The sequence below is a fragment of the Pokkaliibacter plantistimulans genome (assembly GCF_003194385.1).
In the GTDB taxonomy this organism is placed as follows: domain Bacteria; phylum Pseudomonadota; class Gammaproteobacteria; order Pseudomonadales; family Balneatricaceae; genus Pokkaliibacter; species Pokkaliibacter plantistimulans.
The window spans coordinates 1-18,827 of sequence record NZ_LAPT01000111.1; the positions used below are offsets into that span (position 1 = coordinate 1).

Here is an 18,827-nt window from a genome sequence, read left to right on the forward strand (position 1 = left end):
GTTGTTGATTTAAATACCTTTTAATTACTTGCTTTTGTGTTGGCTGATTTATTTTCTCTTAAAAACAAAGTTTTACATGGCTGCTTTTAAGATAAGGTTTTCTTAAAGGTATACCTTTTAATAATTGTTATGAGATCGAAGACCTCATGAACACACTGTTAGCAGGCTAAGCTCCCCACGAGAAGTCGACACAGGAGATAAAAGTGCATCCGCTAGATCAGTTAATGAAGTCTGTTGTTCGGATTGAGGCAACACTTAATAATGGGCAAGTTGCTACGGGTACTGGATTTGCCTACAGCTTTGCACGACGAGAAGACGGGATGCATGTTCCTGCAATCGTTACGAATAAGCATGTCATTGAAGGAGCGGTATCCGTCTCTCTACCTATAAGCGTGGCAGACGCTAGTGGTAATGAAACTGGCAATTTTGAGGTTATTACGTACCCAATTAAAAATAATGTAATTTATCACCCCGATTCGGAAACCGACTTGTGTGCATTGTTGGCAGCACCAATCCACCAATATTTCCAAAACAAAAAGAGTCAGCCTGCCTTAGTTCACTTAGATAAGAATATTACAGCCACTGATGCCAATTTTTCAGAGCTCCTTCCACTGGAAGAGGTAACAATGATTGGCTACCCAAATGGAATTTGGGATTCAACTAACAATGGGTCAATCGCTAGGCGAGGCATTATTGCAACCCTACCCGAGAATGATTATTTGGGTAAAAAACAGTTTGTTGTGGATATGGCTTGCTTTCCTGGATCTAGCGGTAGCCCGGTTTACTTAGCAAACTTTGGAAGTTATGCAGATCGAAATGGAAATCTTAATATGGGTTCTCGTATAAAACTTCTGGGTATTCTGTACGCAGGCCCTCAGCACACAGCAAGCGGTGAGATCGTACTAACGCCAGTTCCTACGCAGAATAAGCCAATGAGCTTTACGTCAATGCCCAACAATTTAGGGTATGTTATCAAAGCAACAGAGCTCGCAGCGCTGGAGTCCATAGCTCAAAGCCTGCTAACAAGGCCATGAACTTCGCGCCTTTCGGCGCCGGACAGCCTACGCTGCGCTCCGGCTGCCGGTTATGGCGGCGTTAAGTGTTCGCAATTACAGAATTCAGAGTTTGGTTCGCCAAACTGAAAACGGCTTGGGAGTATGGATTACAGCAAGTGTCGAGGTCGATGTGTCGCTCGAAATAGAACTATCAACTGCCCCTTTGGTAACTTTGGAACAGGAGAAAGCACATATGAAGAGCACTAGTAATAGCAATATTATGAAAAACGTAAAAAGTGGAATCGCGGCGTTACTGGGGTGCCTGGTGGTAGATTCTATTTCGAGCGAGTCACAAGCCAAAAATGCTACTGTCGTCTACCTGGGAGTGCGCCATGGGGGTTCGATTCCCCCGACCCCCTCCACACTTAACAAGCGGCTGTAGTCGCCGCGAAAGACGCGGCTGGGACGGCTTACGCCCCAGCCACCCCTAAACCGAACGTTAGGGATGCAAATGGAATTCGAGCAATTCTTCAATTATATGGGCATAGCCGTGACAGGAATCGGCTCGCTCTCGGGCGCTATTTGGGCCTTTCGAAAGTGGTGGGTGAGAGATGAGCATTTCCCACGAGTGGCGTTTGATCTCAAAGTAAATATAATCGATGAAATTGATGGCCAGCACATTCTGGAAGTAGTTGCCGTTCTAGAAAACAAAGGAGTTGTTCCTTTAAAAATATGCAACTTCACTTGTGAGATTCGCGGAATTAAGGTGGGTGAGGAACTGAAAATTGGCGGCGAGGTTATACGGAACCAGCTAAATTTTAACACCATCCTTCGGTCGGGCTGGTTTATTCCAACAGGATGGAAATATTCTTTTGTATATCCATCCGTAAAAACTGACTATAACTTCGTCACCACTGTCGCATCCGATACGAAGTACGCTTTGGTAAAAAGTACATTTGAGTATTATCGTCGCCTAAAAATATTCGGTAATAATAGGTCTCACCACGCAACTGTGGTGCTAAAAATCCCTAACAATTAAAGCAAGCGGGACGCCGTAACCGGTGCCCCATCTTGAGGCGTTATGTTTACATTCAATCCTCGCTAGGGAGCAGTTATGGGACTTAAGGAACAAATGGAAAACAACGCAACACTAATAGTACTTGGGTTTCTATTGGCTGGCTTTATGAGCGGCGTTGGAGCAATGACATTTCTCGAAGGCCGCGAAAAAGAGATGCGGCAGGAAATTATGGCGGAGCTTAAAGCGGAGAACGACAAGCTCAAAGTGAATAATGAAGAACTTGATGCCGCAATTCGAAAGATACTTGTTCAATATGTTGGTGCGGAAGCGATTGCAAAGGGTAAGCCTCTAGGAGGTGAGAACTCCGAAGTTAAGAAGCTTCAGGATGATATTCTCAAAGCTGAACCGGGAGAGATAAATAAGATTATTAGAGACCCAACTAAATTCATAAGCCAGCAGCTCGGGTTTTAATACATTGGCAAAAAACATAACAAGATGGTGCAGTGGAGCCAGTTACGCTCCGCATTTATTATGGTATCACTTCGTTTTTTACCATAAAAATGGTCCACTACACTGGCCCATGGCGTTAGATTTGGAGCGAACGATGACCTCTATAGCAAATGAAGCAGATTTTGTTAGATTCATGGAGACAAGCGGGCCGCCGAGTGATGGCGGTAAAAGAAACTATTTGTCTTGGCTTCGTTATATCCATGAATTATACGGGACTGATTATGACAACCTTACATCAGAAAGCGTAGAACAAATATTTAGAAGGTTGAAGGCGACACAAAGCACTCGAGATAGATACACATCAAATTCTTCCGTTTATGATATTAAGTCAGCCCTAAATAAATATTTGGCATTCATATCAAGAAGTAGTGACACATTCAATATGATTACTGATATCAGCTCTCTGATCAGCACAAATTCAACAACGACGATATCAGAAATAGAAACCAGGTTAGGGCAAGGAGAGTATCGAAAAGCTCTAATAGCCATTTGGCGAAAGTGTGCGGTAACGGAATTAGATCGCATTGACCTCCTGATAGCTTCGCACATTAAGCCTTGGAAACAATCTACAAATTTCGAAAGAGTAGACTCATACAACGGCTTACTTTTAAGCCCCGCTTTAGATAAATTATTTGATCGTGGGTATATCACCTTCTCCGATGACGGCAGAATAATCTTATCCCCTCTTCTGGAGACGAAAGATTATCTGCAATTAGGCCTGTCTAGCTCGCTAAAACTTTACAAGGTTGAGAAAAGTTGCATTCAGTACCTGAAGTTTCATAGAGAGAATGTGTTTATCAAAAAAATCTAACAATTAAACGCAGCGGGATTGTCACACGCTGTACATGCGCCAATCCCTGTTGAAGGCGTTAGCATTCTCTAGAAAATCAACTCAAAGGAGATCATTATGATATTTATCACAAGCAGATTGCCGAAAGTAAATACCGAACCGGAACTAAACAAGAATCTTGAATTTGATCTGAACAATAACGCATCAAGCCGAGTTTTTTGTTGCGGAAGAACAAACGCAAACAACTGCGAAGGAATTGGCAGTAAAGTTTTGCTTTAAAAAATTAAAGTCTCGAAATAAAAGCAGATTCTTATTTATATACACGGTATTTCAAATTCCGTGGTGCTGGCGCTTGTTATATCAATGCTGCCGCATCACAGATAAATTCCGAACAGCGGTCATCTACCCAGCATTCAATTTTTATTGTGCCAAACTCTTTTCCCGAATTTAGCTCTCTGGATATGATGACTCGCTCCGAGTTCAGAAGAGGGCCAATGGCTTCTCCGAGCTGACCGTAGCCTGAAAGTTCAATATCTACCAATGAGTGCTCTTTTCTAACTTGCAGCCAGACCTTCAAAAGTCCCTGTTCCTGTACGCGACTGGCATTTAACTCTTTTACATATTCCGGTCGTGAAAATTCAAGCAGTGTTTTGTATTCAGACATTTTTTCCTCCGGTCGAGACAACGTTGAGCTAATTTAGTGATTTAAAGTGATATTTTTTGGTTTATAGACGGCGCTATCACAAACAATATACCTGTCTTTGACACTAAATAATGACTGGTCGATCATGTTAAACGTTGTTGCAGATAATAATGGTAAAAAAGAGATAGTCCGTAGTGGAGTGGGTGCTGAGAAAGCATAGTTCCACATATCAATATGAAAAAGATCCACCTGTCTCCCGGTTAAAAATCAGCGAACATCAGGTGAATAACGCTATCAACACTATCGGTTTGCTTCAGCTACCGTAGCGGATGCTTTCAGGCAGCTTCATCACTACCCATTCTGCTACTCTTCCCAGACTCTGACATTAAGCGAACTTCACACGTCGCCACTGTCACTTCAGCCCTTACTCAACGAGAGATCCAGATATGAGCCAGCCCTATAAAGGCAGTTGCCTGTGCGGTGGTATCCGCTTTGAAGCCGAGAGTTTTGTGCCGCGTATTGCCAACTGTCATTGCACCATGTGCCGCAAATTTCACGGGGCGGCCTTTGGCACGCTGGTGCGCGCCGAAGGGCTGCGCTGGCTGTCGGGGCAGGCATTGCTGCAGGATTATGTCGGCCACAATGGCACGGTGCGTACCTTTTGCCGTGAGTGCGGCTCCAGCCTCGGTTTTCGTGTGAAGGGGGCCGCTTTCGAGCAGCTGGAAATTGCGCTGGGGGCCTTTGACGATGAACTGCCGGCGAAGGTGGATGCCCATATCTACACCGACTACAAGGCTTGCTGGTATGACATCAGCGATACACTGCCGCAGTATGGCGAAGGCCGCACCGGCTAGACGTCGCCTCCGGGCAGGTAGATTACCGGTAACTCTGCTACCATGCCGGGGTCGTTAATTTGAGGTAACCCTATGAAAATTCATCGTATTAACGCCGGTCAGCGCTGGTCCGACATCGTCGTCTACAACGGCATTGCCAAGTTTGTGGAGATCCCCGAGGGCGATCTGTCCGGCGGTGTGAAAAGTCAGGTTGCACAGGTTCTGGCTCAGGCTGAGAAGTCGCTGGCTAAGGTCGGCAGTGATAAGTCCCGCCTGCTGTCGGTGACCATCTACATCACTGACTTTGCCAATATCAACGGCCTGAACGAAGTGTGGGATGCCTGGTTTGCTGAAGGCACCGCACCCAGCCGTGCCTGTGTGAAGGTCGAGCTGTCCAACCCCGAATGGTGTGTGGAAATGGCCTTTGAAGCGGCTGCTGGCGAAGACTTCGCTGGCTGATTCTGCTGTTACAGGGCTGCTTGATGCGGCCCTGATCTTTCCACAACCGTGCTGCCTGCACGTTTATGGTGGTTGTCCACAACCTCTGCTGTCTGCCCCCACCTGCCGTTATCCACAGACACCTTAGCCGTCTGGCTCGGCTGCCTGTCAGACTGCCGCTGCCTTCACACAAACAAACAGCGCATTGCCGGAGTTACCCTGCCAGGGAGTGATGGTGTCGTAGTCATGCTCGAAAATATGGACTTCAAAATAGTGCGCCAGCAATGACGCCAGCTCAGCAAAGTTCACCGCTACCATGGGGTGGGCATCCTGCCAGGATTCGGTGACGCCGTCGGTGGTTTTATCGATGCTCAGTTGCAAGGTCTGGCCATCGCCTGTGCCGCGGTAATGCCAGCCAGACTGAAAAGTAAAGTGGCTGCCCTGATAGTCAACGCTGTGGCGGGCAAAGGAGGCGTTGTCGATCTGATCTTTATCCACCGCATTGAAGATAAACACGCCGCCGTCGCGCAATGCCCGGTGCACGCAGGCCAGACTGGCCATGAGGCTGGCAGTATTGCCGCTGTAGTGCAGGGAGTAGAGAAAGCAGGTGATCAGATCCAGCGGTTCATCAACACGGAAATCGCACATATTCTGGCAGCTGAACTGCGCTTCAGGGCAGCGCTGCTGGGCACGGTCCAGCATCGGCTGGTTCAGATCCAGCCCGCTGCTGTGATAGCCGAAATCCAGAAAATGGCGCACATGGGGGCCGGTGCCGCAGGCCAGATCCAGATGCTGCCTGCCCTGATTGCCGAACAGCTGATGCAGACGGCGCGCACTGTGGCTCTGCGCCTGATAGTCAATATCGGCACACATCAGGTCATAGTAGCCAGACAGGTCGGTGTAGAGGGCATTGGTGGACATGGCAATCCGGCTCGGGCAGGTAAAAAGGGCGCACAGTATAGCAGCGGGGGAGGGGGCCGCTGCAGGAAATATCGTCCGCTTTCCCCGCTGGGCACTGCCGTGCAGGCCGTGCTCTGTTGATGTGTACAATGCCCGAGATGATCGCACCTGCCGGGTATCGTTCAAATTCTTAGGCTGAGACGGTCGGATATATGTGATGGAATGTGAACATCATTTGGCCAAAGATAAGTAGCATTCCTCGTCGCCAACGAGCTGTGAAAGGCTCCCGGCGGCAAAACTGACACCGGCGCCATCCTGCGCCGGTACCAAGTGGAGACAGAATGATGGGACTGCTGATCGACGGTCAATGGCACGATACCTGGTACGACACCAGCAAAAGCGGTGGTCGTTTTATCCGTAAGGATGCCTCGTTCCGCAACTGGGTAACGACCGATGGCCAGCCCGGCCCCACCGGCACTGGTGGTTTCAGGGCGGAGCCCGGTCGTTATCACCTCTATGTCAGCCTGGCCTGTCCGTGGGCCCATCGCACCCTGATTATGCGCAGCCTGAAAGGTTTGCAGGAGATGATTTCGGTCTCGGTTGTGCACTGGCTGATGCGTGATGAAGGCTGGACGTTCCAGCCCGGCCCCGGTGTGGTGGAAGACTCGGTCAATGGTGCACAGCGCCTGTATCAGGTGTATCAGCGCGCTGATGCCCGTTACAGCGGTCGGGTCACGGTGCCCATCCTGTGGGACAAACAGCAGAACACCATCGTCAGCAATGAGTCATCGGAGATTATCCGCATGCTCAACAGTGCCTTCGATGGCATGGGCGCCCTGCCGGGTGATTACTACCCCGAGGCGCTGCGCAGCGAGATTGATGAGATCAACACGCGGGTCTATGACACCCTCAATAACGGCGTGTACAAGGCCGGTTTTGCTACCACTCAGTCAGCCTACGAAGAAGCGCTGGTGCCGCTGTTCGGCACCCTCGACTGGCTGGAAGAACGGCTGCAGGGTCAGCGCTTCCTGACCGGTAACCAGCTGACCGAGGCGGATATTCGCCTGTTCACCACGCTGGTGCGCTTTGATGCGGTCTATGTGGGGCACTTCAAATGTAATCTGCGCCGACTGGTGGACTACCCGGCACTGTGGGCTTACACCCGCGATATCTACCAGCAGCCGGGGGTGGCCGAGACGGTCAATCTGCAGCATATCAAGCGCCACTATTACGAGAGCCACGGCACCATCAACCCCACTGCTGTAGTGCCGGTTGGGCCTGTGCTGGATTTCACCGAGCCGCATCAGCGCCATAGGCTCGCATGCTGATCACCGGCAGCTGCGGTAGGGAAAGCGACCTATTCCTTACAAGCAGGATGACAGCAATGCCCTATATTGCCTTTGAAGCCGGTCAGATGAGTGCGGAAGTGAAGCAAAAGCGGATTGAGCGCCTGGCCTAGGTATCGGCGGAAGTGACAGGCATCCCCAAAGAGCTGCTTCTGGTGTCCATGCGTGAGTTACCGGATGAGCATATTGCCGTCGGTGGCAAGACGGTCAAACAGCTCAAGGCTGAACTGGGTCGCTGAGTTATCTCTGCGTGGCGGCATGGTCGGACCCGTGTTATCGGTAACAAGGTGCTGACGATCTGCGGCATGGTGCTCCAATAGCCCTCAGCTCTGCCTGATCCGCACCACCTTCATGAACTCAAACTCCATCCCCGCCACCGTCTCAGTTTCCGGGTAATAGGTCAGATTCACCCGCGCGCCCTTGAGGCAGCGGTAGTGCTCTTTGCGCCGGTATTTGAACGGCACGTCACAGCCCTCCACCATCAGGGTGTTGAGATACCACTCGCCATCGTCGCGTTGCACGTGACTGGTGACTTTGCGGTCTTCGGAATGAATCAGGTTGCTGTGCGTCTGCAGCAGCTGCTTGGCAGCGGCTTTCTTGCGGGTGGGCTTTTTCATGGTCGGAAGGGGCGTGATAACCGGGAAGCCTGTAAGTCTAGCAGTCTGTCAGATTTTGCCCAGCTAAACTGAGCAAAATCTGACCAGATGCTGGCTCAGCTAAGTGGCAAGTCAACCTCACTGAGGGACTTACCCTTCTTGTCAAAATAGCGGACACGCAGACCGCTGGCGGTCACGTTGACCTGAGTGAAGTTGTCCTCCTGACAGAAATAGCCTGCCGTGTAGTGCAGGGTGATCGGCCCCTGTGAGGTCTCAAAGATGAACGGGTCCGGGTACTCCTCAGTTTTAGAGTCATGCACGAACTCTTCCGGTTCGCCATCGGCAAAGGAGAAGGGCCAGTAGAACGCCGACGAGGTAATGTCGTACAGCTTCAGTGGCAGCTTACTTCCATCGGGACGTTCCAGAGTCATGCTGGCACAGTTGGAGCAGTGCACATCGCCGGTCAGAAACACCACATTTTGTACACCGTTTTCGACGATGGTACGCAGCACCTGGGCGCGGGTCGTGGGGAAGGCCGCCCAGGCATCGTCTTTGAATTTGCCATAGTCATCCTTGGCGGACTCCACCGTATTGGGGCTGAACACGCTGGAGCTGACCACAAACTTGGGCAGGTTGCCCACGGCCAGCTGGGTATTGATCAGCCACTGGCAGAAGTCATCCAGCTGGCTACGATAATCTTCATTGGGGTTCTTCTTCGGTTTGCCCAACAAGTGATGCTCCTTGCGGATCGCCTCTCCCCAGTCTTTGAAACGGCCAATGGAAAACAGCTGATCCACTGTGCTTTCTTCATGGCGCAGGCGCTTACTGCGGGCATCCAGCACGAAGAATGGATACTGGCCGTAGTTGAAGTGGTAATACAGGGCGTCACTGCCGTACTCGGTGGTAGGGCTGTGCAGCCACTGGTAGCTGCGATAGAACATCATAGCGGTGAAGAACAGGTTGCGCTTGTCCGGGTCTTTCTTGATGCGACTGAATGACCAGTTATCTTCCACCTCATGGTCATCAAGAATCATGTAGGTTGGGGTGCTGCTCAGCAGCGTGCTCATATTGCGGGTGGTAAAGGCATCCACATAGCGCGAGCGGAACTCCTCCTCGGTATCCGCACGGGCAATGGGAATGTGACGATTGAGCAGATCGGCATAAATCTGGTCGCCGATCATCAGCACAAAGCGAGCCTTGTCGGCTTCCGCCAGTTTCTCTTTTGAGTCTTCATCGTGGCAGCGCTTGTAGATGGCCTCAAAGATGGCATCCGACTGTTTCTTGCCCCACAGGGTTTCCGGATAGCGGCAGGAGCCGAAGATAAAGGAAAAGTCGCCGCTCTGGACCGGGAAGGTGGTAAAGCTGGCCTGACAGTGCTCTTCGGGCATGCCGCCCAGCTCGTCCAGCCAGGCGTCGGCAGCGGGCAACTTTTGGGTGATCTCTTCAAGGCTGCTGGTTTCCATCGGGTCCACATGGTCCAGCGCCAGTGATGCCAGCCTGACGGTATAGCGGGTGCCGGGCTGCAGGCCAACAAAGTCGGTGGTGCCGGTGCGGTCGTATTCCCGTTGCAGGCGGAAGTAGCGCGTGCTGCCCTGAACGCCCTTATCACCCTCGAACAGGGCGGCAACACCTATGGTGCGTGCGGCATCGGCGTTGTCGTGGGCACGAGCCCAGATGCGGGCGCTGCTGGCAGTGGTATGGCCGACGATGGGGCCGACACTGACGGGGTGAAGCATACTGGTCATATTTTTATTCTCCTCAGGGGGCGCATTCGCGTGTGAAGGCATTCGTAGAGCATGTTGCTAGTCCGTAGCGCTCCAGCGCAGGCGGCCCCGTTCGTCATACAGCCGCTCGGCGATGTGCTCGCCATCCAGCTGCAGTTGCAGATAGCCGTTCAGTATCCGTAGCGGATAACCGTCATCGCTGGCCGATTCGGTCTCCTGCCAGAGCACGGTCGGTTTGTTGTCCAGCAGGCTGGCACGGCCATAGGGAATAGCGCCGTGGCCGATGCAGCGGGCCTTGAGACCCTGCTGCTCGGCATAGCAGATGACATTGTGCAGATGGCCCCAGTACCAGTAGTCCGGCACGCGCCCCAGGGCCTTGACCACCTGCGTGTACAGGCCGGTCTGCTGGCTGCCGTCCATGCTGAAACCCTGATGGTGAGACAGCAGTAACAACCGCTTGCCCGCATGGCTGGCGGCCAGCTGGCTGAGCCACTGGCACTGGCTGTCATTGAGGGCGCCGTCCATATAGAGGTTGTCGGTTTTGGCGTCGTAGGCACTGTCGAGGCCGATTATCAGCCAGTGGTCGTTGTACAGGCTGAAATAGCTGCAGCCTTTCTGCAGGGGGAAGCGTTTGCTGAGCTCGGTAAAGTAGCCGAAGGCGCCGTTGTACATTTCATGATTGGAGTTGAGGGTGAACTGCCCCAGATGCCCGGCAGGCCAGCTGCTGAAGTCGTTGTCTTCATCGGAGCCGACGCCTGCGTAATACACGTCACCAAGGTGGATGGTCACATCCGCACCGAGCTGGTTCATGGCCGTGGCGACCCGCTGGGCAATGTAGTCGCCGGTGCCCCAGTCACCGGCGATGGCGATATTGACCTGCGCGGGCAGGGCAATGCTGGCCGGGCTGGTAATGAAGTCATGGCGATGCCAGATATGTTCCAGCCACTGCACCAGCGCTTCGGCCCATTTGGGATCGAGCAGCTCCCACTTGCGGCAGCCCAGCAGGGTGCCGTCATCCATCAGACGGGTCGGGAACTGGCTGCTGTCGGTGGGCAGCAGATCCTGACCGGCGCTTTTGTCCAGCAGCGCCAGCCCGTGGACGAACTCCCAGGGAATGGAGTTGGCCTGGGTGGAGCCGGACTGGACGATGTCCAGCGCCTGCTGATGGGACTGGCGAATCAGTTCCAGCACCCGGGTACGATGGGCATCATCCTCGAGGGTGCCAAGGGCGGACTGGATGCGGTTTTGCCATTCTTGCAGTTGCATCGCACACCTCCTAAAGAGACTTCATGTATTCGATCAGATCCCACTTCTCGCTGTCGGACAGGTCCGTGCCGTACAGGTGACCGGCATTGCTGTTCCCCGGCAGGCGGGTGTCGAACAGAAAGTAGTGATCACTGTCGGTGCCGGGCTGGTCACTGACGTAGCCGACCTTGCGGGTATCGATCACATCATTGCCGCGATAGAAGGTGACGGGCCGCTGCTCAGGTTTCTGCAGCAAATCCCACAGGCTGGGCACCGAGCCGTTGTGTAAGTAGGGGGCGCGCAGCCAGATGCCGTCGGTGGGGGTGTTGCTGTAGCTGTAGGTCTTGCGATAGGCGCCAAAGTCGAAGGGCGGCGTCTTGAACTGATGGAAACGCTGCACCAGCCCGACGGTGAAGGAGTTGACCCGGTACGGGTCGGTACCCAGCTCGCTGAGGCTGGTGGTGACTTGCCCGGTATTGACCTTACCGAACTCATGGCAGCTGGCGCACTGGCCCTGCCAGATGACCTGGCCGCGTGCTTGCCGTTCGTTATCCAGCGCATAGGGCCAGCTGGGCGGCTGATGGGTCAGCAGCCAGTCGGTGACGCGCTTGAACTCGTCCGGCAACACGGAGTTGGGTGTGGCGCCAACCGCCATGGCGGCCGCGTAGTTGCGTTCACGAATATCGTTGTTGTTGCCGTCCCAGTGCAGATACATGGATTCACGCGGTTGCTGGTTCCAGATCTGTGGCAGGTCGACCGTGCCGATGGTGGAGTCATCGGGGAAGCCGAAGATCACCATCTTGGTGGGGTTAAAGGTATCGGTGCGCCCCGGCCCTTGTTCAGGGCGAATCTTTTGCCAGCCATATTCCTTGCCCTGCTTGATCAGCGAGGTGCGGGTCATGGGGACAATCAGGAAGCGGTAGAACAGGCTTTCAATCGGCCCCAGATCATACTGGGCGTTGATCTGCTGCAGGGTGTTGCTGACAAAGTCGCTGCTCGCCGCGCAGTCGTAGAGGAACCACTGAAAACGTTCCAGATTGAGGAAGGTGGCCGGTGCGGTCGGCACCGCCGTGGCCACTTCATCACTGCTCTGGCGGTAACGGCCGGTGTGGCACAGGGCGCAGTTGGGCTCCACCGAGGGGTAACCGATCTGGCGCTGGGCCAGCCCAACCGGCAGGCTGTGGCCGGGCTCAAAGATAAAGCCGAAGGCTTTCCAGCCCTCTGCCGCGGACGCAGTGGGCATCTGCTGCGGGCAGACTTTCGGCAGCACCGAGAAAATATACAGCGGAATGCGCGCCTCCATGCCGAGGCCGATGGGGGCGTACTTGAAGTGCTCCTCATCAGAGCTGAAGCCGGGTTGCGGCACGACCCGCAACAGGTTGTACCACGCCTCAAACCCGACAAAACCGACCACCAGTAAGGCGATGATGCTGTACTTGCGGCAGCGGCCACTGAACAGGCAACGCAGCCCGGCCAGTACGGCACACAGCCCCCGTTGCAGCATGGCCTGTGGCCGGTAGGCCGGACTGACCCCCAGATAGAGCAGGAGGCCAAGGGCCACAAACATGAACAGGTCGGAATAGAGCAGCGGGGTGAAGGCGTCCGGGTAGGGTGAGCTGCTGATCAGATACAGCCAGAACAGCACCGCGACCAGCCGCGACAGCACGCACAGCCAGTCATACAGCGGATAGCGTGCCGCCCAGAAGCCAGAGGGCAGATAGAACAGGCTGATACCGATCAGCAGCATGCCGGTGTTTTCCAGCCACGGATAAAAGGCTTGCAGCGGCAACCCCAGCAGGGTGTTCAGCTCGTTGGGAAACAGCAGGGCGGGGATGGCAAAGGTCATATTGATGACGACGCCGATCCCTATCAGGATCCGGTACCAGCGTATCGGCAGGGGGTGTTGGATCACGGTTTCCATGGTGTGCTCCTTGCTTCAGGCATGATGAGCGCGGTCACGATCCCGGCCGCAGACCGGCGGGATCGTGAGCAGGCTCCCGGGGAAAGAACGACAGGCCTGTCAGCCTGCCGCGCTCTTCTCCAGATGGCTGAGGATGTGCGGGTAGACATCGTTGATGGCATTGCGACCGAAGATGCAGTCGATATGGCCGTAGTCAGGCACCACTACCCGTGAGTAGTTGTCCGGCCCGAAGCGCTCGACCAGACGCTGATAGGTTCTGGCGGTGCTTTCCGGCAGGTAGCACTCGTTCTCGCCGCCGCTGATAAACAGCATCGGCATGCTCAGCCTGTCCATGTGCGGCATGTAGATATCCTCACCGTCGAAGCTCAGCAGGCGACCCTTGCGGCACATCAGCGCCAGATGCTCGAAGGTGCGCATGTTGGACTCGGCGAACAGCTCGTGCAGGTTGTCGTGCAGGGTGTTGTTGAGCTGCGCATGACGGTAGAGCGGGGCATACATGAAGGTAATGCGATGGCATACCGGGTTATCGCAGTAACCCTGCGCCTCAAGCCGGGCATAGCCATTGAGGGCGGTGTCATAGAGCTTTTCGTACCAGTGCTCATGCTCTTCGGCATAGGCGGTCAGTGACTTGATACCGAAGGCATCCAGCACCGAAGGCAGATGCAGCCCCACTTTCACCTTGGTGGCGGTGGGCACCACGATATCGCAGGCAATCTGCGAGCAGACCACCGAGCGCACGCCCTGCAAGCCACCCAGCAGCGACATGAAGAAGGTAGTCGCGCCGTAGCAGTGCACCACACACTGCACATCTTTGGCGCCCGTCAGCTGCTGGATCTGGCTGATGGCGGCGGCGTAGTCATAGCGGGCAATCTGGTCACCGTCCCACTGCTGTTTGGCCGCCTCCAGCAGGATGCTGACGCGGAAATCCAGCAACCAGACGTCGTAGCCGTGGTTGTACAGATACTCCAGCAGATTGGTGCCAATGGTGTCGGTGGAGAAGATCGCCGAGCTGACGCCAAGGCCGTGCACCAGCATCACCGGCCCCTTGCTGCCACCCTGATAACGGCTCAGGCGCAGCGCCACACCGTCTTCGGTCAGAAAGGGGTGAAGGGTCGGCGGGGCAGTGTTGAGCAGGCGTTTTTTTCGCGGCGGCAGATCCTTGTTGAAGTAGGTATCACCGGCGAACACGCCGCCATAGCTGTCCCACAACACCCCGGCAAAGAACTTGCCGAAGCGGGCCATGGCGGCCAGCCGGGTCTTTTCATCGGGAGCGTTGAGCACCTTCATGGTGGTCATCTGTTTGGCAAAATCGGTGACGGCGATGTGCAGCACACCGCTGCCGACCACTGCCCCCTGATTGTCACTGCCCTGATAGACCGTCACATAGAGCGTGCTGGTGTCGGGCCAGATATGCAGGGCGCCGTGATCGAAGGGAATCGACTTGAAGCCACTGAAAAAGTATTCCGTCCCGTCGGTGGTGGTCAGGCGCATGTTGTAGTTCATGTGCCGCTCACCGACATCGTTGTTGTCCTTTTCAAACAGATTGAAGGTGCCGTGGCTGACCACCATGGCGGCGGGTGACAGTGCCGGGGCCATCAGGGTGCCGACAATGGTGGCGCTATGGCTGGGCTCGGCGAGCATTTTCTCCATATCAGCTGCGGCAATGGTGAGGGTGAAGGCCATGGTGGAACCGGCCTGCTGCCCGGCTTCGCTGGCCTGCCGGTAGCGTGGCAGGTCTTCATCGGCAGGCTGGGTGAAGGCGGTGGAGAAATAGCCCTGCATGGTTTCGGTAAACTCGATGCCGAGGGTGCTGGCCACCGGTTGCCGACGTGGGGCGGAGGGCAGGCTGTAGTCCACCGTCCAGCCGCGGTCGGCGGCCAGCAGGGCCATGGCGCGCTCGCTGATGGCCGAAATGGTCAGCAGCGGATTGACCGCCAGTGACGTCGGGATCACCGCCCCATCGGTGACGTACAGGCTGTCATAGACGGCATCGCTGCTGTTGCCACAGAACACCTGATTTTTATGGTTGACCACACCCTGCCGGGCATCTTCCCCCATCACGCAGCCGCCGAGCGGATGCACCGAGATCAGGCTGTGCTTGAACAGTTTGGTCCACACCGGGTTGGGCACATAGGTGCCGCCGAGGGCACGAGTGGCCTCCAGCAGGCGGGCGTTGCCGATTTCGAAGTTCGGCTGGGTGCCTACTCCTGGCCAGTCGATGCGCAGCTGATCTTTGTCATCCAGCACCATCTGCCCGGCTTCGTCGTCATGGCTCATGATCAGGTAGGTTTGCAGATGGTTGATGGCGCCGTGGTAGGGGCCGCGGATGGTGCTGTCCAGCTTGCGTGCCGCCTGCCGCGCCAGCGCCATGACCCCGGTTTCGGTGCGGATACCAATATCGTCAGCGGCCAGTGCCATGGCTGGCACCATCAGTTTGCCCAGCGCGCCGGGGATCGAGCCTTCTTCAATCACCATGCGCTTGTCGTACTCGGCTTCATTGCGCATGTCGATGACGGAAGTGATGCAGGGGCCGACTTCACCGGCCTGTTCCACGCTGTGGGTGCCAAAGCCGATGCCGTTGATGCGCACATCGTTGTTATAGCCAAAGCCCAGAATGTCGCCGTTGCCGCTCATGTGCTGACCGAGCTGATCCGACAGGGCCAGCCCCTGTTGCCGTGAGCGCAGCAGAATTTCAGTGGTGCCGAGGGTGCCGGCAGAAACGATAACGATGTCAGCCTTGACGAACAGCAGCGGCGCATCGAATTTTTCCCGCCCGGTACCGACGTACTGGTAGTACACCAGCCACTGGTCGCCATCGCGCTTGAGATAACGCACTTCCGCCTGACAGAAAATCTCTGCGCCATGATTCCAGGCATCGGGCAGATAGTTCATCAGGGTGGTGTTCTTCGCCTTGTTATTGCAGCCGGACACACAGTCGCCGCAGTTGTTGCACGGCAGCTGCTCGACGCCAACATGGTTGGTGTTGTCGGGCAGCGGCTCGAACGTGACGTTGATGGGCGGGCGGTAGAAGTTCTGGCTTTGCTGCATAAAGGCGGCGGACTGCTGATGCGCCTGCAGTTTGTCGGGCGTGATCTTGGTGGTGGGGTAGGGGTTGGGTTTGAGCATCTCCCGCGCCCGGCGGTAGCCCTCCTGCAGCAGGGTATCGGTGTGGGCACGGATACCAGCGGGCCAGCGCGGGTCTTCAAACACTTCGGGTTTGGCTTCGAGGGCGACGTTGGCGTTGATCAGGGAGGTGCCGCCAAGACCGCAACCGACCACCACGTTCTGCTGGGCGTTGACGTGAAGATCATAGAGCCCGGTGCGCGAGCCGATATGGCCATCGGGATGATGAATCTGAAACTCGGTGGTGGCTTCAAGCTCGGTGTCGGGGTATTCGCCGGGGACGATCTCCCGGCCCCGCTCCAGCAGACACACCTGCCGCCCGGCACGCGCCATACGTGAAGCGGCGATACCGCCACCATAGCCGGAGCCGATAACAATGACCTCGTAGTGTTCTTTTATCTCTGCCAGCGGGCTGGAAATACGTTTCATGTTCACTCCCTCTGCGGGAAAGCTGGCCTGCGTCGGGTAACAGGCTGGCCAGCCTCCCTTTCGGCTCAATGACGGTTCAATACTGCCTGTCTGAATCTGGTGTACAGCATGCGGTTAATAGCGAAGTGAGAGCGTCGCTATTGCCGTGCTTTATATGTTTTTATTCAGCGCTTTAGCGTTGTTTTTATTGTTTATTTTCATAATTAATCGAAATTGGAATGCACGGTTTGTTTTTCTTGTTTCTATTTAATTTTCAATTGTCTGGCTGGTTTTATGCTTTTCCGTTCAGTAATCACGACCAAGGCGTAACCGTGATGAATATTGAATTATTCCAGCCATGGCGTGGCCATTCTGGCGTTTTTGGCACCAGCCGTTTGGTACATGACGGTTTTCTTTTATATGACTAATGATTGTCTAAATTTGTGAAAAATCAATTCTCATTTTTACGTGAACCTGTACTGAGACTTTTTAAGCGATGTAGTCATTTATCTGCGGGGGTTTAATTCTTTTCAGATATATCAACGATGGCTGAATAACGAGGGTTTAATTGCGCCAGTTATTTATGGGATCAGCTCTTTGTATGCCCCGCTTTTTATATGAACAGCAGAGCCTTACCCGTGGCAGGTCGTGTACCGCCAAGGCCGACGCACTGCAGACCGGGAGCAGGTGCTGAGGTGGGGCCGCGTCGCCAGTCTGCCCCTCCGGCGGGCACTATAAATTTCGCTAATAGTATCTTTTTGCCCAAAACGAAACTGGTTGCGCGCCGTGTGCCGGACCTTCTATAACCCTAGGCACTTGTTGAACGTGAACTCCGTCAGATGCAGGTTGCCTCTGACAATTAGTAAAACGGCAAGCCGGTAAAGCGGCCACCCAGCAAAACAGCAGAATAAGGACAGGGGCGAGAGATGATGAACCCGAGAGATGTAAAGACGGTAGAGGATGCCAAACGTATCGTTGAAGAGCGCGGTCTGTCCCATGTGAAGGTGGGCATCTTCGACAATGACGGGGTGATGCTCGGCAAATACATGAGCCGGTCGAAATTCTTCTCTGCGCTGGAAAGCGGCTTTGCCTTCTGCGACGTGGTGCTGGGCTGGGATGTGAAAGACCAGCTGTACGACAACGGCAAGTACACCGGCTGGCATACCGGCTACCCCGATGCTCCGGTGCGGGTGATCCCGTCGAGCTGTCGTGAGCTGCCTTTTGAAGAGGGCGGCATGCTGCTGTTCATGGGTGAGTTCGATCAGGCCGCCGAAGCGGTCTGCCCGCGTGGCACCCTGCGCCGGGTGCTGAACAAGGCGCGTGATCTGGGCTTCGATGCGTTTGCTGCGCTGGAATACGAGTTCTTCATGTTTGATGAAACGCCGCAATCCATCCGTGAAAAGGGCTTTCGCAACCTCAAACCCTTCACCCCTGACTGGATGGGCTATTCCATCATCCGCAATACCGTTCATGCCGATCTCTACCATCAGATTCTGAAAATGGCGGAAGACATGGACTTCCCCATCGAGGGGCTGCATACCGAAACCGGCCCCGGTGTGCTGGAAGCCGCCATTGCCGTGGACAACGCCGAAGCCGCTGCCGACAAGGGGGCGCTGTTCAAAACCTTCATGAAGGTGCTGGCCCAGCGTAATAACCTGATGGCTACCTTTATGGCCAAGTGGTCAGCCGATGTGCCCGGCCAGAGCGGTCATATTCATATTTCCCTGCGCCACCGGGAGGGGGCTCAGCAAGGCAAGTCCGCCTTCTACGACCCCAGCCAGAAACACAACATGAGCAAGCTGCAGCGCCATTTCCTCGCCGGTCAGCAGCGGCTGATGCCGGAGTTCCTGTGCATGGTGGCACCGACCCTGAACTCCTACCGCCGCCTGATTCCCGGCTACTGGGCGCCTACCGATGCGACCTGGGGCGTGGAAAACCGCACCACCGCCCTGCGGGTAATACCCGGCTCCGACAAATCGCAGCGCACCGAGTACCGTCTCGGTTCCGCCGATGGCAACCCCTATCTGGCGCTGTCAGCCGCTCTGGCTTCAGGGCTGTACGGCATCATGCACGAGTGGGAACCCGAGCCTGAAGTGACCGGTAACGGCTATGCCGTGCGTCACGCGCCTGAGCTGGCCCTGCCGCGTACCCTGTGGGACGCCGCCCAGCGCCTGAAAACCTCAGAGGCCGCTCGCGAGCTGTTCGGCAATGAGTTTGTCGATCACTTTTCCGCCAGTCGTGAGTGGGAGGAGCGCGAGTTCCGCAAACATATCAGCGACTGGGAACTGGATCGCTATTTCGAAATCATCTAGCAGATCGTTGAAAATCTATCTGCGT

General features: G+C 55.0%; 15 protein-coding genes. 8 read left to right on the plus strand and 7 right to left on the minus strand.

What is annotated here, in order from left to right:
• Nucleotides 1–203: 203 nt before the first annotated feature.
• The 4 genes from WH50_RS20950 (at nt 204) to WH50_RS20970 (ending at nt 3,334) form a co-directional block, all read left to right on the plus strand.
• Complete coding sequence (locus WH50_RS20950) at nt 204–1,034, plus strand: S1 family peptidase (protein ID WP_133251388.1); 831 nt, start codon at nt 204–206, stop codon at nt 1,032–1,034.
• Nucleotides 1,035–1,506: 472 nt separating this feature from the next.
• Complete coding sequence (locus WH50_RS20960) at nt 1,507–2,034, plus strand: hypothetical protein (RefSeq protein WP_133251389.1); 528 nt, start codon at nt 1,507–1,509, stop codon at nt 2,032–2,034.
• A 75-nt stretch (nt 2,035–2,109) separates the two neighbouring features.
• A complete protein-coding gene (locus tag WH50_RS20965) occupies nt 2,110–2,484 on the plus strand; it encodes a hypothetical protein (protein ID WP_133251390.1) in 375 nt (124 codons plus the stop codon).
• Nucleotides 2,485–2,617: 133 nt separating this feature from the next.
• The gene (locus tag WH50_RS20970; protein WP_165838503.1) at nt 2,618–3,334 is read left to right on the plus strand and encodes an HNH endonuclease; all 717 of its coding nucleotides are present in this window, start codon (nt 2,618–2,620) and stop codon (nt 3,332–3,334) included.
• Between the two features lie 334 nt (nt 3,335–3,668).
• Here WH50_RS20970 and WH50_RS20975 read toward each other — a convergent pair whose 3' ends face one another.
• A complete protein-coding gene (locus WH50_RS20975) occupies nt 3,669–3,977 on the minus strand; it encodes a hypothetical protein (protein ID WP_110189199.1) in 309 nt (102 codons plus the stop codon).
• Between the two features lie 425 nt (nt 3,978–4,402).
• Between WH50_RS20975 and WH50_RS20980 the strand changes: the two genes are divergently transcribed.
• Both WH50_RS20980 and WH50_RS20985 read left to right on the plus strand, forming a co-directional pair.
• Nucleotides 4,403–4,810: a GFA family protein gene (locus tag WH50_RS20980; RefSeq protein WP_110189200.1), complete on the plus strand. Its 408-nt coding sequence runs from the start codon at nt 4,403–4,405 to the stop codon at nt 4,808–4,810.
• Nucleotides 4,811–4,882: 72 nt separating this feature from the next.
• Nucleotides 4,883–5,248 carry a RidA family protein gene (locus WH50_RS20985; protein WP_104153161.1) on the plus strand — a complete coding sequence of 122 codons (366 nt, stop codon included), beginning with the start codon at nt 4,883–4,885 and terminating at the stop codon, nt 5,246–5,248.
• A gap of 147 nt (nt 5,249–5,395) precedes the next feature.
• Here WH50_RS20985 and WH50_RS20990 read toward each other — a convergent pair whose 3' ends face one another.
• Nucleotides 5,396–6,148 (minus strand): class I SAM-dependent DNA methyltransferase, encoded by a 753-nt coding sequence (locus WH50_RS20990; protein ID WP_110189201.1) that lies wholly within the window; start codon nt 6,146–6,148, stop codon nt 5,396–5,398.
• Between the two features lie 323 nt (nt 6,149–6,471).
• On the opposite strand from WH50_RS20990, the gene WH50_RS20995 reads away from it, so the two are divergent.
• Complete coding sequence (locus WH50_RS20995) at nt 6,472–7,455, plus strand: glutathione S-transferase family protein (RefSeq protein ID WP_110189207.1); 984 nt, start codon at nt 6,472–6,474, stop codon at nt 7,453–7,455.
• Nucleotides 7,456–7,796: 341 nt separating this feature from the next.
• Here WH50_RS20995 and WH50_RS21005 read toward each other — a convergent pair whose 3' ends face one another.
• The 5 genes from WH50_RS21005 to WH50_RS21025 all read right to left on the minus strand — a co-directional run bounded on the left by WH50_RS21005 (nt 7,797) and on the right by WH50_RS21025 (nt 16,511).
• The gene (locus WH50_RS21005) at nt 7,797–8,090 is read right to left on the minus strand and encodes a hypothetical protein (RefSeq protein ID WP_110189202.1); all 294 of its coding nucleotides are present in this window, start codon (nt 8,088–8,090) and stop codon (nt 7,797–7,799) included.
• Between the two features lie 95 nt (nt 8,091–8,185).
• Complete coding sequence (locus tag WH50_RS21010; RefSeq protein ID WP_165838504.1) at nt 8,186–9,814, minus strand: alkaline phosphatase D family protein; 1,629 nt, start codon at nt 9,812–9,814, stop codon at nt 8,186–8,188.
• A gap of 57 nt (nt 9,815–9,871) precedes the next feature.
• Nucleotides 9,872–11,059 carry a metallophosphoesterase family protein gene (locus WH50_RS21015; RefSeq protein ID WP_110189204.1) on the minus strand — a complete coding sequence of 396 codons (1,188 nt, stop codon included), beginning with the start codon at nt 11,057–11,059 and terminating at the stop codon, nt 9,872–9,874.
• A 10-nt stretch (nt 11,060–11,069) separates the two neighbouring features.
• On the minus strand, nt 11,070–12,959 hold the full coding sequence (locus tag WH50_RS21020; RefSeq protein WP_110189205.1) for a c-type cytochrome: 1,890 nt from the start codon (nt 12,957–12,959) through the stop codon (nt 11,070–11,072).
• 99 nt (nt 12,960–13,058) lie between these two features.
• Nucleotides 13,059–16,511, minus strand: coding sequence for a GMC family oxidoreductase N-terminal domain-containing protein (locus tag WH50_RS21025; protein WP_110189206.1), 3,453 nt, complete (start codon nt 16,509–16,511; stop codon nt 13,059–13,061).
• Nucleotides 16,512–17,416: 905 nt separating this feature from the next.
• Between WH50_RS21025 and WH50_RS21030 the strand changes: the two genes are divergently transcribed.
• Nucleotides 17,417–18,802: a glutamine synthetase family protein gene (locus WH50_RS21030; RefSeq protein ID WP_104155905.1), complete on the plus strand. Its 1,386-nt coding sequence runs from the start codon at nt 17,417–17,419 to the stop codon at nt 18,800–18,802.
• Nucleotides 18,803–18,827 lie beyond the last annotated feature (25 nt).